Raw genomic sequence first — 13,754 nt, 5'->3', positions numbered from 1 at the left:
GCGCCCCGAGGTGATGGCCGGCACCGGGTTCCTGGGCGCCCACGCCGACGAGGTCTACCGCGTGGAGGCCGACGACCTCTACCTGGTGGGCACCTCGGAGGTGCCGCTGGCCGGCTACCACGCCGACGAGATCCTGGACCTGTCCGGCGGGCCGCTGCGATACGCGGGGTGGTCGTCGTGTTTTCGCCGCGAGGCCGGCAGCTACGGCAAGGACACCCGCGGCATCATTCGGGTGCATCAGTTCGACAAGGTCGAGGGCTTCGTCTACTGCACCCCCGCGGACGCCGAGGCGGAACACCAGCGGCTGTTGGGCTGGCAGCGCGAGATGCTGGCCCGCATCCAGGTGCCGTACCGGGTGATCGATGTCGCCGCGGGCGATCTCGGGTCGTCGGCCGCGCGCAAATTCGATTGTGAGGCTTGGGTTCCCACGCAGGGCGCCTACCGCGAGCTGACGTCCACCTCGAACTGCACCACGTTCCAGGCGCGCCGGCTGGCCACCCGCTTTCGCGACGAGGCGGGCAAACCGCAGACCGCCGCCACGCTCAACGGCACGCTGGGCACCACGCGGTGGTTGGTGGCGATCCTGGAAAACCACCAACAGCCCGACGGCAGCGTGCGGGTGCCCGAGGCCCTGGTGCCGTTCGTCGGCACCGAGGTGCTCGAGCCGAATCGCCACTAATAACTAGCGCGCCTTGGCGGCCACCTGGCCGGGCGTATGCCCGAAGGCTCGCCGGTAGGTGTCGATGAACGCACTCGGTGTGGCCCAGCCGCATTCGGCCGCCACCGACGTGACGTCGCGCCGCTCGGCGAGCAACATCAGGGCGTGCTGCAGCCGCACCTGGGTGCGCCACTGCGGGAACGTCATCGCCAGTTCGTCGCTGAACAGGCGACTCAGCGTGCGCTGGCCGACCCCGAGCCGGTCACCGATCTGCCGCAGCGACAACGACTCCCGCAGGTTGTCGGCGATCAGCGCGCACGCTTGCCGCAGCCGGCCGTCGACCGGTGTGGGAATCCACAGCGCCTCCCCGATGCTGGTGGCCTGTAACTGGTCGTGCAGTACGGCCAGCATCCGGTGGTGCTCGTCGGTGTCGGTGCCATCGGTTTGCGAACACGCGATGATCAGTTCGCGCATCAAGGGATTGACCGCCAGCACGGCGGGGGCCGCGGGGCCGCGGCGGTAGCGGTCGGGGTCCAGCGCGACGCCGTGAAACTGCGTGGTGCCGTGGAACTTGTGTTCGTGCCAGCACCCCGCCGGTATCCAGATCGCGCGGTTCGCCGGCGTGATCCACATTCCGGTCGGGGTGGTCACCGAGACGGCACCCGAGGACGGGTAGACGATCTGGTGCAAAGGATGCCGGTGCCGCTCGATGTGGGATCCCGGCGGCAACGTCTGCGACGAAGTCGCCAGCCCGTGATGGCCGAATTCCGACATATCACGGCAGGATATCGGAAGCCCGCACCCCGTGTGGGCGCCTAGCGTTCTCGGTATGGCGATGAATCTTTTGCACCGACGGCGCTGTAGCTCCGCGGGCTGGGAGCAGGCGGTGGCCGATCAGCTGTTGCCGTGGGCCCTGCGGGACGTCGAATTGGGCGCGCGGACTTTGGAAATCGGCCCCGGCTACGGGGCGACGCTGCGTGCGCTGCTCGATCGGGCGGCCTCGCTCACCGCGGTCGAGGTCGACGGCGCGATGGCCGATCGTCTGCAGCGCCGCTACGGTGATCGCGCGCGCATCATCCACGGCGACGGCAGCGAAACCGGTTTGCCCGCGGACCATTTCACCTCGGTGGTGTGCTTCACCATGCTGCACCACGTGCCGCGTGCCGAGCTGCAGGACCGCCTGTTCGCCGAGGCGTTCCGGGTGCTGCAACCGGGCGGGGTCTTCGCCGGCAGCGACGGCGTCCCGTCCCTGGCATTTCGGCTGCTGCATGTCGCTGACACCTACAACCCGATCCCGCCGGCCGACCTGCCGGCGCGGCTTGCGGCGGCGGGATTCACCGACATCCACACCGAGGTCAAGGGCGGCCGGCAGAAATGGCGGGCCACCAAACCGATCGGCTAAGCGGCTACCGTCGCACGGTCGCGCTCGTGGCGGCGCTGCCGCTCCATCGTGGCGAAGTAGAACGCGAACGCGAACGCGAAGCTGGTGAACAGGCTGGACACGAAGTACAGCCACGGGTGGCGCAGGCCCCTGCGGTAGCCGTCCACGATCGTAAAGATCGGCAGCAGAACGACATTGGCGATCGTGTAGTCCTGGCTGGCCGAGCTGGCGGCCGGGTTGGTGAACATCAGCCTGACGTATTCGAACCAGCTGCCGTGTTCGCCCCACAGCGGATTGGTGGATCCATGCGCGTACTGCTGCACGTAGGTGATGTTGAAGTACCAGCCGAGGGCGACCGACGCGATGCCGACGACGTAGTACACGACTTCCATCGGTGAGAACAGCGGGCCGCCGGCCGGCCGGGTGAAAACTTCTCTGTTGGCCAGGACGATCCAGCTGATGACCGCCAGTCCGAGTACCGCGTGGGTGAGTAGCGAGACCATGGGCGCAGTCTCGCCCCGGTTCGGAAGTTTTGTCAATATTGTCAAAAAGTTTCTTGATACCTTACTGCCATGGTCCGGCCCGCTCAGACGGCGCGCAGCGAGCGCACGCGCGAAGCGCTGCGCCAGGCCGCCGTGGTGCGGTTCCTGGCCCAGGGCGTGGAGGACACGTCGGCCGAGCAGATCGCCGCGGACGCCGGGGTGTCGTTGCGGACGTTCTACCGCCACTTCAGCTCCAAGCACGACCTGCTGTTCGCCGACTACACCGGGCTGCACTGGTTTCGCGCGGCGCTGGAGGCCAGGCCGGTCGACGAGCCGGTCATCGACTCGGTGCAGGCGGCGGTCTTCGCCTTCCCGTATGACGTTGAGGCCGTGACGAAAATCGCCGCGCTGCGGGGCGGTGATCTGGACCAGGGGCGCATCGTCCGCCACATCCGCGACGTCCAGGCTGACCTGGCCGACGCCATCGAGGAGCAGCTGCGCCGGCGCAGTGGCGCGGCCGATCGAACGCCGGATGTGCGGCTGCGGGTCACCGTGACCGCGCGGTGCATCGCGGCCGCGGTGTTCGGCGCCATGGAGGCCTGGATGGTCGGCGACGACCGGTCGCTCGGCGAACTGGCCCGGATCACCCACGTGGCGCTCGAGTCGCTGCGCGGCGGGATCTCCGGCACGTGGATCACCGCAGTTTCGTCATAATTGACAAAACTTTGCGGTCGTGCGAGCCTCCCTTTCGGAGGGCAGGACATGACTGAATACGACGCGATAGTTATCGGTGCCGGGCACAACGGGCTCACCGCGGCAGTGCTGTTGGCCAAGGCCGGGCTGCGCACGGTGTGCCTGGATCCCAAGCTCTACGCGGGTGGCATGGCTTCCACCGTCGAGCTTTTCGACGGATACCAGTTCGAGATCGCCGGCTCGGTGCAGTTCCCGACGTCGCAGGTGGTGGTCGACGACCTGGGCCTGGACACCTTGCCGACCATCGACCTGGACGTGATGTCGGTGGCGGTGCGCGGCGTCGGCGACGATCCGCTGATCCAGTACAGCGACCCCGTCAAGCTGTTCACCCATCTCAACGAGGTGCACGGCGCCGACGCCGTCAACGGGATGGCGGGGCTGATGGCGTGGAGCCAGGGCCCGACCCGCGCGCTGGGCCGGTTCGAAGCCGGCACATTACCCAAGAGCATCGACGAGATGTATGCCTGCGCCACAAACGAATTCGAGCGCTCGGCGATCGACGACATGCTGTTCGGCTCGGTCACCGACGTGTTGGACCGCTATCTGCCCGACCGCGAGAAGTTCGGTGCGATCCGCGGCTCGATGACCGTGCTGGCCGTCAATACGCTCTACCGGGGCCCGGCCACGCCGGGCAGCGCGGCCGCGCTCGCCTTCGGGCTCGGCGTACCCGACGGCGACACCATGCAGATGAAGAAGCTGCGCGGCGGCATCGGCGCGCTCACCTCGCACCTGTGCGACGTCCTGGAAAGTCATGGCGGTGAACTTCGGTTGCGCACCAAGGTGACCGAGATCCTCGTCGCCGACGGGCGGGTGACCGGCGTGCGCACCGAGGCGGGCGAGACGTTGCACGCCCCGATCGTCGTCTCGGGGATCGCGCCGGACGTCACGCTCAACGAGATGATCGAACAGGGCGCGCTGCCCGCCGATGTCCGGGAACGCTATGCCCGCATCGACCACCGCGGCAGCTACCTGCAGATGCATTTCGCGCTCGAGGAGGCGCCCGTCTTCGCCGCGCCGTATGAGGCCCTCAACTCACCGGCCATGCAGGCCTCGATCGGCCTGTTCTGCACGCCGGAGGAAGTGCAGCAGCAATGGGAGGACGCGCGGCGCGGCATCGTCCCGGCCGACCCGACCGTCGTGCTGCAGATCCCGTCGCAGAACGACCCGGGCCTCGCACCCGACGGCAAGCACGCCGCGTCGGCGTTCGCGCTGTTCTTCCCGATCGAGGGCGACGTCGACTACGGGCAGGCCAAGGTCGAGATGGGCCAGCGGGTGATCGACAAGGTCACCCGGCTCGCCCCGAATTTCGAACGCAGCATCATCCGGCACACCACCTTCACGCCCAGGCACATGGGCGTCATGTTCGGCGCGCCCGGCGGGGATTACTGCCACGGTCTGTTGAACGCGAACCAGATCGGGCCCAACCGGCCCGGCCCGCGGGGCTTCCTCGGCCAGCCGATCCCGATCGAGGGCCTGTATCTGGGCAGCGCGGGCTGTCACGGGGGCCCCGGCATCACCTTCATCCCCGGTTACAACGCGGCGCGCCAGGCGCTCGCCGACCGCGGGGGCGCGGGGGCGTCCTAACCGCGCCGGCCGAGCAGGTCGTCCAGCAGGGCGGTGAATTCTTCGGGACGCGCCGGCGTGAACGCCGGGCTGGGCCGCGTGCCCGGCACGTCCAGCGTGATCAGCGTCGACTTGAGCGGGCGGCCGATGTCCAGCGGCAACCAGCGGCGGAAGTCCGAGCTGCCCCAGATCCGGAACCGCTGGGTGAAAAGGCCCAGCTGCTCGGCCTTGTACCCGCGGATCGCGTCGAGCGCGATCACCTTCGCCGTGCCGGACGGAAAGTGGTAGCGGCGCAACGTGATCGCCGCACGATCCAGCTGGATCAGGCCGTCGTCGTAAGATGCGCTCACGCCCGCGAACTCCGCAGCTGGTGGCCCTTGGCGGTCAGGCAGCGACCGTCGTCCAGTCGCCACTGCCAGCCATGCAGGTTGCAGGTCAACGTGTTTCCCTCGACGACGCCGAATTTCGACAGGTCGGCCTTGAGGTGCGGGCAGCGGCGCTGAATCTCCCAGCCGTCCAGCGTGACCGACGCCGAGTCGTCGTGCGTCTCGGCGAACCAGCCGTCGGCGTAAGCGATCCGTTCGTCGGTCAGGCACTTGAAGAAGGTGTACAGGTACTCGTTGTAGCCGCCGACACGCCAGGCCCGAAACCGGGTCGACAAGAAGATGGTGTTGACCCAGTCCGGCTCGCGATCGCGCAGCACGGTGCGAACCAGCTCCGGCGCTATCTCGAAGCCGTAGCGGACCTTCTCATCCGGAATGCGTTCCCGCACAGCACGTTTCGGGAAGTCAAGGACCACGGTTTCCGGCCCCAGCACCAGTTCGACGGGATAACCGATTCCGTCGCAGATCTCGTCACTTTGCGACATGATCGGCTCGAACAGGGCGCGCAACGGTTCCAGCAGCGGCTCCCCGGTGGCCGGTGCCCAACTCGCCCGCTCGGCGGCGACGACGGGCGCCATCCGCTCGGCGTAGTCGGCGATGTAGTCGGCCTTGCCCGTGGTGAAGATGGCCTCGACCTGGTCGGCGGGCAGCGGGTGGGTCAGCGAATTGAGCTGCGAGCCGGTGAAATCGGCGGTCGACCCGGGAATCATCAGCAGGCCGCCGGCGTGGCCGTGTCTGCGCATCTGATCCAGGAACACCACCTGGTCGGGGAAGATGTTGGCCGGATCCGCATGGTCGTCGTTGAGGTGGCGCAGTTCCGGATCGAGGAAGCAGGGCGGCCCCGCGGACGGGACCACCCAGGTCGCCCCGACCTGGGTGAGGTATTGGCGGGCGCGGTCCATCTGGCGTTGCCGCTTCTGGATGCCGAACGACTCCTTGGCGCGGGCCGGCATGTCGTAGACCATCGGGTACCAGATGGCCCCGGAGTACTGCAGCAGGTGAACGTCGATGTGCCCGAATTCGGTGGCCAGCGCGTCCAGATCCACCGGCCGGGCGTCGTTCATGTTGAAAACCGTTGTCGCGCCGTCGGAAACCAACAGCGCTGAATCGCCGATCGGACCGTCGGCGGGCGCCCGCAGCGCGATGATCATGACGTCAAGCTCGCCCTTCGGGCCGGCGATCCGGTGCTTGACCGAATCGCTGGTCTCGAAGAATCGGTGAAACCCCAGCTTTTGCAATGCGTTTCGCAGGTCGGGCACCGGAAAGTCCGGCAGCAACACCACGGCGTCCTTGTTGACGTGCTCGGCCAGATTCTTCGCGTCGAAATGGTCCCTGTGCAGGTGCGACACATACAAGTAGTCGCAGGCACCCAACGCGTCCCAGTCCAGCGTGCTGTTGTCCGGGAACGGGAACCAGGACGCGAAGTAGGCCGGATTGACCCAGGGGTCGCACAGGATGCTGCCCGCTTGGGTCTGGATCAGAAATCCGGCGTGGCCGACGCTGGTGACCTGCACTGATACCTTCCTGGGGCCGGTAGAAGGCCTTCGAAAGGCTTCTGCGGCCTCGGCCGGGGATGACGGCTTTTCAGCCCCCGAGCTTAGCGCGAGCCGGCATCTTCGGCGTTCCACAACCGCCGGTAGTAGTCGATGCGCACTGGGTCGGGCTCGACACCGTATGCGGCGAAGAATTCCCCCTCCCATCCCCGACCGGGGTAGTTCCAGCCCAGCGACAGCGTTGCCACCGCGAGGTCGGCCCACCGATCGCCCACACCGAGGTCGCCGAGGTCAACATGTCCGCTGTAGCGGCCCTGGCCATCGATCAACGTGTTCGGCGCGCAGGCATCGCCGTGGCAGACCACCAGCCGGTCGACCGGCGGTGGCTCACCAAGCGGCGACCGGGCTGCCGGCGGTAATGCGGCCAGCCGCGCACTCACCGACCAGTCGAAGGGGCACACCTGAGCCGGAAGCCGGTCATGCAATTCGCGCAGACCCGCACCGATTGCGCACACCGCGACGTCCGGTGCCGCCAGCCACCGTGGATGCACGGCCGGCAGGCCGGGCAGCCCGCGAGTGTGCAGCCACGAATGGTCCCCGGCCATCCCGTGGCCGAGCACTTCCGGCACCGTCCTCAGGTAGTGACGTGCCCACCGCAGACGCTGCGCCTCACCGGCCAGGTCGGTGGTGCCCGGCTCCGCCACCTTGATGAATTCAACCCCGCCGGTGGCGTGCCCAGCAGCCGCGTCAGCACCTACCCGAAAGGTCACTCCGCCGAGCTCATTGACCCAGACCGCCCGCACCGGCCGGCCGGCGGCGAACCGGTCGACGATCGCAGGCACAGGCGGTGGGGATGACGGGGCGGACAACGACGGCCTCCTTGCGGCGCTTTGGATTCTCGGCTCCGGGGACGGCGGGTGGCGGGGAGCATTAGGCTGAACTGCTGTGGAACCGGTTTACGGGACTGTCATTCAACTCGCCCGCCTGGTGTGGCGCGTCCAGGGCCTGAAGATCACGATCGCCGGCGTGGAGAACCTGCCGACCAGCGGCGGAGCGGTCATCGCGATCAACCACACCGGCTACCTGGACTTCACCTTCGCGGGGTTGCCGGCCTACAAGCAGGGTCTGGGCCGCAAGGTGCGGTTCATGGCCAAGCAGGAGGTGTTCGACCACAAGGTCACCGGGCCGATCATGCGCAGCCTGCGGCACATCTCGGTGAATCGCCAGGACGGCGCCGCCTCCTTCGAGGACGCCGTCCGCAACCTCAAGGACGGCGAGCTGGTCGGCGTCTATCCCGAGGCCACGATCAGCCGCAGCTTCGAGATCAAGGAATTCAAATCCGGCGCCGCGCGGATGGCGGTCGAGGCCGGGGTGCCGATCGTTCCGCACATCGTCTGGGGCGCCCAGCGGATCTGGACCAAGGACCACCCGAAAAGGCTCTGGCGGCCCAAGGTTCCGATCATCGTGCTGGTCGGCGAACCGATCGAGCCGACGCTGGCCGTCGAGGAGCTCAAGGGGCTGCTGCACTCGCGCATGCAGCATCTGCTGGAGCGCGCGCAGGAAATGTACGGGCCGCACCCCGCCGGCGAGTTCTGGGTGCCCCACCGGCTGGGCGGGGGCGCGCCATCGTTGGCGGAGGCGGCCCAGTTGGAGGCCGAGGAGGCGGCCGCCCGGGCGGCCCGGCGGGCCCGGTCCGCAGGGGCGCCGGAGTCGTGATCGATGGTGGAGCCGACCTTCCGCGCCTTGGAGCTGCTGGCTCATCTGGTGGTCAAGGCCACCGGCACCAAGATCACCTTCCGCGGTGAGGAGCAGATCCCCGAGCGGGGCGGCGCCGTGGTGGCGATCAACCACACCAGCTATGTCGACTTTCTGCCGGCCGCGCTGGCCGTCCACCGCCGGGGGCGTCGGCTGCGGTTCATGATCAAGGCCGAGATGCAGCAGGTCAAGCCGGTCAACTTCCTGATCAAGCACACCCGCACCATCCCGGTGGATCGCGGCGCCGGGGCGGGCGCCTACGCGGTGGCGGTGCAGCGGCTGCGCGAGGGTGAATTGGTGGGGGTGTATCCGGAGGCCACGATCAGCCGCAGCTTCGAGCTCAAGGAGTTCAAGACCGGCGCCGCGCGGATGGCCATCGAAGCCGACGTCCCGATCGTGCCGGTGATCGTCTGGGGGGCGCAGCGCATCTGGACCAAGGATCACCCGCGAAATGTGGGCCGCGCCAAAATACCCATTACTGTGCAGGTAGGCGCGCCATTGACGGCGCGCGAAGACATTGCGCAGACCGACGCCGCCCTGCGCGACTCGATGACCACCTTGCTGCACCGCGCGCAAGAGCACTATCCGGGCGAGCCCGGAGCGTATTGGCTGCCGCGCCGGCTGGGCGGCGCAGCGCCGACCCCGGCCGAGGCCGCTCGCATCGAGGCAACCGAGGCGGCGGCCCGCGCGGCTAAAAGGGCCGAGCGCCCGTCGCAGTAGGCGAAGGAGAGAACATGCCCGAGGGGTTCTACCGGCTGGCGGAATGGATCGTTCCGCCGATGGTCGCGATGCAGGGGACCAAGTTCACCTATCACGGCCTGGAGAACATTCCCGCGCGCGGCGGTGCCCTGCTGGCCCAGAACCACACCAGCTATCTGGACTGGCTGCCGACGCTGATGGCCGTGCGCGAGCGTCACCGGCGCGCCTACTTCATGATCAAGGCGGAGATGGCCGACGTGAAGGCGGTCAACTACGTCATCAATCACGCCCGGCTGATCCCGGTGGACCGCAGGTCCGGGCACGACGCCTTCGAGGTGGCCGTGCAGCGCATGCGCGAGGGCGAGCTGATCGGGATGCATCCTGAGGCCACCATCAGTCGCAGCTTCGAACTGCGCGAGTTCAAGACGGGGGCGGCGCGCATGGCGCTGGACGCCCACGTGCCGATCGTTCCGATCGTCGTGTGGGGCGCGCACCGGATCTGGCCCAAGGACCATCCCAAGAAGGTGTTCCGCAACAAGGTCCCGATCACGGTGGCGGCCGGGCAGCCGTTGCCGCCGCGCGGCACACCCGAGGAACTCAACCTGCTGTTGCGTTCGGCGATGAACGACCTGCTGTACCGGGTGCAGGAGGAATATCCGCACCCGAAGGACGAATTCTGGGTGCCGCGGCGGCTGGGCGGCAGCGCGCCCACCCAAGAGGATTCCCGGGCCCTGCGGTTGTCGGAGCTGCAGGAGCGAATGCGCAAGTACGGCACCGACGGCGTGACCCGGCCCGGGCAGAACCAGAGCGGGCTGCATTGAGCGGTCCGGCCAGCCGGCGAGGGGGACGGTCTCGATGACCCTGCCGGCGCTCATCGCCTGCGACGTCGACGGCACCCTGTTCGACGACGACGAGAAGATCTCCCCGCGCACCCGCGACGCCATCCGCGCCGCGGTGGGCGCCGGTGCGCAGTTCGTGGTGGCCACCGGCCGTCCGCCGCGCTGGATACGTCCGGTCGTCGACGCGCTGGGTTTCGCGCCGATCTCGGTGTGCGCCAACGGCGCCGTCATCTACGACGCCGCGACCGACCGCGTGGTGTCCACCCGCACGCTGAGCGTCGACACCCTGGCCGAGCTGGCGGAGCTGGCCACCCGCGTCATCCCGGGCGCCGGTTTGGCCGTCGAGCGGATCGGCGAAAGCGCGCACGACACGGCGACGCCGCAGTTCGTCAGCTCGCCGGGCTACGAGCATGCCTGGCTGAACCCGGACAACACCGAGGTGTCGATCCAGGATCTGCTCAGCGCCCCGGCGATCAAGCTGCTCATCCGCCGGTCCGGAGCCCGCAGCGCCGACATGGCGGCCGAATTGGCCAAGCACATCGGCATCGCGGGCGACATCACCTACTCCACCAACAACGGACTGGTCGAGATCGTGCCGCTGGGCACCAGCAAGGCCACCGGCATCGACGAGATCGCGCGGCCGTTGCAGATCGCCCCCGAGGAGGTGGTGGCGTTCGGCGATATGCCCAACGATCTGCCGATGCTGCGGTGGGCCGGACATGGCGTTGCGATGGGCAATGCCCATCCCGACGTGCAGGCCGCCGCCGACGAGGTGACCGCCCCCAACAACGACGACGGTGTGGGCCGCGTGCTGGAACGCTGGTGGCTTTAGGGTTGCGTCACGTGGGCGTCGGGTGCGACGGCAGCGAGAAGTGCTCGGCCGGAACCGTTGGGCCGCTCGGGGATTCGGTGGTCAGTGGAATGGTGATCCCGTCGACCACCTCGGAGACGTTTCCGGTCAGCCGCTCGTAGTTCAGCGTGCCATGCTGGAAATTCTGCGTAATCTGTAGCGGCTCTTGGATTTCCGCGCTGGTCGGCAATCCGAGCGGGCCGCGTTCATAGCTCTGCGAGCCCCAGGCGTCGTAGATGGCGCCGGTGACCGGCTGGGCGCCGGTGTCGGGCGACCAGTACATCGCGCCCCGGGCGAAGGTGACGAAGCGGGCGTCGCCCACCGCGCTGTCTTCCGGTGAGGTCGGCGAGCCCAGTACGCTGCTCATCCCGCCGATCGCCTGCCAGTGGTCATAGATCGCACCGCCCTGCAGCGCCTTGAGCAACTCTTCGGGCGGATCGTTGACATGCGATGCGATATCACGCATTTCGTCCATCAACGCGTAGGCCGCGTTGCCCGGGCAATCGGTGTTCCCGACGTCGCGGTGGGTGAAGATCGTCGGCAGCGTCGCGACGGCGCCGGCCGGGAAGGTGGTGTAGTGGCTGCCGGCCGATTCCAGTTGCACCGTGCCCTTCGGGTCAACGTTGTCCAGGCCCAGTCGCCAGCCCAGCAACCGGCCCATGGTCCGCAGCTGGATCGGGGTGGGGGGCACGTCGTCGAAGTTGCCGATCATCGCCACGCCCCAGGTGTTGCGGTTGAATCCGCCGGTGTGGAAGGCCTCGACAGCCTTGGTCATCCCGCCGGCGCTGCCCTCGAACACCTGGCCGTACTTGTCCACCAGCGCGTTGTACGCGATGTCGCACCAGCCCAGCGTCTTGCTGTGGTAGGTGTAAATCGCTTTGACGATGCCGGCCGATTCAAGCGGCGAATAGTCGTTGCTGCCGGCGGTGTGGTGGACCACCGCCGCGCGAATCCCGTTGTCGTACTGCGGGGAACCGCATCGCAACGATTCGTCGGCGCCCCATTGCGCGCGGCTGATGATGGGCGGGGCCTGGCCGGGCATCAAGACCCCGGCCGGTGGTGTCCAATGCGTGTCGGCCGGCGCCTGCGGTGGGGAGATGAGGACGGCCGAGATGTTCTGCCCCAAGGGCTGTTCGCGGGATGCCGGCTTATAGCCCAGATCGGGTTTCTCCGTCGGCGGCGCCGGGGGCGGTTGGGTCACCGCGGCGTCCAGCGGCCGGGTGACCGCGATCTGAACCGTCGTGGTGGTGCCGACGAACACCGGATCGGTGCCGCGGGGCCCCTCGAGGGACCCCGCCGTTGTCGCCCCGTCGGGTGCCGCGGTTTCGTACTCGGTCTGATACCAGGGGCCCCACGAGCCGTCGCGGTGCTTGGCCCGCACGCGCGTCGACGTGCCGGCCAGGTCGCCGGTGAGGGCAACCAGCGAGAAGGGGGTGCCCTGACTGATTTCGCGGACCGTGACGCCGGCCCCCAGCCCGACCAGCGGCTGTTCGGCCAGTTGGGTGCCGCGCGACGGCCCCGGGCTGGCGGCGCCGCGATCGCGTGTGGTGTCGGCCACCCACGAGACCAGGACGACGGTCGCCGCCATGGCGGTGAGCAGCATCGTCGGCGCACGACTGCGAGACACCAGCCGATGTTACGTGTGTTTCTAATGTTATCTATGGGACGACACGAGCTGAGCGGCGGCGAATGTCGACCAAAAATCGACGGCACCGCAGATATTTCTGCGGTGCCGTCTTGTGGAGGGTTTGGAAAGGACTAGACCGGGGGCAGCGCCGGTACCGCACCGGCGGCCGCCGGCAACGCGCCGGCCGCACCCGCGGCGGCGGGAAGAGCGCCCGCGGCCGCACCCGGTAGGGCACCCGCGGCACCCGGGAGGGCACCCGCGGCGCCCGGCAGAGCGCCCGCGGCACCCGGCAGAGCGCCCGCGGCACCCGGCAGAGCGCCCGCGCCACCGTGCATACCCTGCGTGATGGCCGGCATCACCAAGCCCTTGAGCAGGTCGATCGCCTGGCCGGCACCCAGCTGGTTGGCGGCTTGCATCACGTCGTTGACCAGACCGCCACTGGCACCGCCGGTGCCCGATCCGCCGCCCAGGCCGGTGCCGCCGCCGATCGGCGACGCGTTACCGAAGGTCGACGGGTCGCCCAGGATCGGGTAGGTACCACCGGCGCCCGGGTCCAACCCGGCCCCGGAGTCGATCGGCACCTCGCTCGGCGACACCGCCGGCCCACCCAGGCCCGGCGAAACTCCGGCCGGGCTGGTCAGTCCGGGATTGGACAGCGCCGGGTTGAGCCCGGCACCCGGAGTCGCGACACCGCCACCGGGGGTGGTGGGCAACGCGCCGGGAGCGGTGAGTCCGGGCGTCAATGGCGCCGCACCGGGGCTTGTCAGTCCCGGGCTCGTCAAGCCGGGGCTGGCCAGACCGGGACTGGTCAAGCCGGGGCTGGCCAGGCCGGGACTGGTCGCGCCCGGATTGGTCAGGCCCGTCGTCCCCAGTCCGGGGGTCCCGAGGCCCGGAGTGCCCAGGCCGGGGCTGGCGAGACCCGGCGTGGCGGTCGCGCCCCCGTTCAACGCGGGTATCGGGGGCATGTTGATCCCGAATTGCGACAGCCCCTGCGACAGGGCGCCCATCAGCTCACCGGGCAGGTCGCTCATCACCGCGGCCTGCTTGAACTCGTGGTGCTCGGGCGCCTTGTTGCCGGCGGTCGACTCGTAGACAAGGAAGTATGCGCAAGGACTCGCCACTGCCAGGGCGGCAACCGCGCTCATGGCTGTTGAGAGCTTGCGTCGGCGTCGGTTCGGCACGGAAGTCTCCTCTATCTGACTATGTGTTGTGTCGGCGCGTCCCGCCGGTCCTAGCTGGTGGGAATCACACAAAGTCGATGGTACGAGTGG

Annotated in this window: 15 protein-coding genes; 8 read left to right on the top strand and 7 right to left on the bottom strand. The window is 68.5% G+C overall.

The genetic code is table 11. The annotated features are described in order from the left end of the window. The coding region (locus A5646_RS18100; protein WP_082975872.1) for an aminoacyl--tRNA ligase-related protein at positions 1–679 on the top strand (679 nt) is incomplete at its 5' end. 3 nt (positions 680–682) lie between these two features. Here the strand turns inward: A5646_RS18100 and A5646_RS18095 are convergent. Beyond that, a complete protein-coding gene (locus A5646_RS18095) occupies positions 683–1,432 on the bottom strand; it encodes a helix-turn-helix transcriptional regulator (protein ID WP_067023138.1) in 750 nt (249 codons plus the stop codon). Positions 1,433–1,487: 55 nt separating this feature from the next. Between A5646_RS18095 and A5646_RS18090 the strand changes: the two genes are divergently transcribed. Further along, on the top strand, positions 1,488–2,060 hold the full coding sequence (locus A5646_RS18090) for a class I SAM-dependent methyltransferase (protein ID WP_067023135.1): 573 nt from the start codon (positions 1,488–1,490) through the stop codon (positions 2,058–2,060). On the opposite strand, the gene A5646_RS18085 is transcribed toward A5646_RS18090, so the two are convergent. Continuing rightward, on the bottom strand, positions 2,057–2,542 hold the full coding sequence (locus A5646_RS18085; RefSeq protein ID WP_067023132.1) for a DUF2834 domain-containing protein: 486 nt from the start codon (positions 2,540–2,542) through the stop codon (positions 2,057–2,059). The genes A5646_RS18090 and A5646_RS18085 overlap by 4 nt on opposite strands. 69 nt (positions 2,543–2,611) lie before the next feature. Between A5646_RS18085 and A5646_RS18080 the strand changes: the two genes are divergently transcribed. Both A5646_RS18080 and A5646_RS18075 read left to right on the top strand, forming a co-directional pair. After that, positions 2,612–3,235: a TetR/AcrR family transcriptional regulator gene (locus tag A5646_RS18080; RefSeq protein ID WP_066873147.1), complete on the top strand. Its 624-nt coding sequence runs from the start codon at positions 2,612–2,614 to the stop codon at positions 3,233–3,235. 48 nt (positions 3,236–3,283) lie between these two features. Then, on the top strand, positions 3,284–4,858 hold the full coding sequence (locus tag A5646_RS18075) for an NAD(P)/FAD-dependent oxidoreductase (RefSeq protein ID WP_067023129.1): 1,575 nt from the start codon (positions 3,284–3,286) through the stop codon (positions 4,856–4,858). On the opposite strand, the gene A5646_RS18070 is transcribed toward A5646_RS18075, so the two are convergent. The 3 genes from A5646_RS18070 to A5646_RS18060 form a co-directional block, all read right to left on the bottom strand. Next, the gene (locus A5646_RS18070) at positions 4,855–5,187 is read right to left on the bottom strand and encodes a hypothetical protein (RefSeq protein ID WP_066873143.1); all 333 of its coding nucleotides are present in this window, start codon (positions 5,185–5,187) and stop codon (positions 4,855–4,857) included. The genes A5646_RS18075 and A5646_RS18070 overlap by 4 nt on opposite strands. Beyond that, positions 5,184–6,734, bottom strand: coding sequence for an MBL fold metallo-hydrolase (locus A5646_RS18065; RefSeq protein WP_067023126.1), 1,551 nt, complete (start codon positions 6,732–6,734; stop codon positions 5,184–5,186). Before A5646_RS18065 ends, A5646_RS18070 begins: the two co-directional genes overlap by 4 nt. Positions 6,735–6,817: 83 nt before the next feature. Beyond that, positions 6,818–7,582 (bottom strand): phosphotransferase, encoded by a 765-nt coding sequence (locus A5646_RS18060; RefSeq protein WP_067023123.1) that lies wholly within the window; start codon positions 7,580–7,582, stop codon positions 6,818–6,820. Positions 7,583–7,658: 76 nt separating this feature from the next. Between A5646_RS18060 and A5646_RS18055 the strand changes: the two genes are divergently transcribed. The 4 genes from A5646_RS18055 to A5646_RS18040 are packed head-to-tail and all read left to right on the top strand — an operon-like array spanning position 7,659 to position 10,838. Beyond that, positions 7,659–8,429 (top strand): 1-acyl-sn-glycerol-3-phosphate acyltransferase, encoded by a 771-nt coding sequence (locus A5646_RS18055; RefSeq protein WP_067023120.1) that lies wholly within the window; start codon positions 7,659–7,661, stop codon positions 8,427–8,429. A gap of 3 nt (positions 8,430–8,432) precedes the next feature. Further along, positions 8,433–9,188, top strand: a complete 756-nt coding sequence (locus A5646_RS18050) for a 1-acyl-sn-glycerol-3-phosphate acyltransferase (RefSeq protein ID WP_067023117.1) — start codon at positions 8,433–8,435, stop codon at positions 9,186–9,188. 14 nt (positions 9,189–9,202) lie between these two features. Next, positions 9,203–9,988, top strand: a complete 786-nt coding sequence (locus A5646_RS18045; protein WP_066873131.1) for a 1-acyl-sn-glycerol-3-phosphate acyltransferase — start codon at positions 9,203–9,205, stop codon at positions 9,986–9,988. A 34-nt stretch (positions 9,989–10,022) separates the two neighbouring features. Then, positions 10,023–10,838, top strand: a complete 816-nt coding sequence (locus tag A5646_RS18040) for a Cof-type HAD-IIB family hydrolase (RefSeq protein WP_066873127.1) — start codon at positions 10,023–10,025, stop codon at positions 10,836–10,838. Positions 10,839–10,845: 7 nt separating this feature from the next. Here A5646_RS18040 and A5646_RS18035 read toward each other — a convergent pair whose 3' ends face one another. Beyond that, a complete protein-coding gene (locus tag A5646_RS18035) occupies positions 10,846–12,486 on the bottom strand; it encodes an LGFP repeat-containing protein (protein ID WP_197505232.1) in 1,641 nt (546 codons plus the stop codon). 128 nt (positions 12,487–12,614) lie between these two features. Beyond that, on the bottom strand, positions 12,615–13,664 hold the full coding sequence (locus A5646_RS30005) for a PirG (protein ID WP_231998353.1): 1,050 nt from the start codon (positions 13,662–13,664) through the stop codon (positions 12,615–12,617). Positions 13,665–13,754 lie beyond the last annotated feature (90 nt).

Origin of the sequence: Mycobacterium sp. 1245499.0 (genome assembly GCF_001673615.1) — a bacterium.
In the GTDB taxonomy this organism is placed as follows: domain Bacteria; phylum Actinomycetota; class Actinomycetes; order Mycobacteriales; family Mycobacteriaceae; genus Mycobacterium; species Mycobacterium europaeum_A.
This window is presented reverse-complemented; position numbering and strand designations above follow the sequence as displayed.

Excerpts from the sequence above, each read along its gene's own strand:
- A5646_RS18050 (WP_067023117.1), top strand. The coding sequence starts at position 8,433 with ATGGTGGAGCCGACCTTCCGCGCCTTGGAGCTGCTGGCTCATCTGGTG.
- A5646_RS18080 (WP_066873147.1), top strand. The coding sequence starts at position 2,612 with ATGGTCCGGCCCGCTCAGACGGCGCGCAGCGAGCGCACGCGCGAAGCG.
- A5646_RS18095 (WP_067023138.1), bottom strand. The coding sequence starts at position 1,432 with ATGTCGGAATTCGGCCATCACGGGCTGGCGACTTCGTCGCAGACGTTG.
- A5646_RS18090 (WP_067023135.1), top strand. The coding sequence starts at position 1,488 with ATGGCGATGAATCTTTTGCACCGACGGCGCTGTAGCTCCGCGGGCTGG.
- A5646_RS18085 (WP_067023132.1), bottom strand. The coding sequence starts at position 2,542 with ATGGTCTCGCTACTCACCCACGCGGTACTCGGACTGGCGGTCATCAGC.
- A5646_RS18040 (WP_066873127.1), top strand. The coding sequence starts at position 10,023 with ATGACCCTGCCGGCGCTCATCGCCTGCGACGTCGACGGCACCCTGTTC.
- A5646_RS18075 (WP_067023129.1), top strand. The coding sequence starts at position 3,284 with ATGACTGAATACGACGCGATAGTTATCGGTGCCGGGCACAACGGGCTC.
- A5646_RS18045 (WP_066873131.1), top strand. The coding sequence starts at position 9,203 with ATGCCCGAGGGGTTCTACCGGCTGGCGGAATGGATCGTTCCGCCGATG.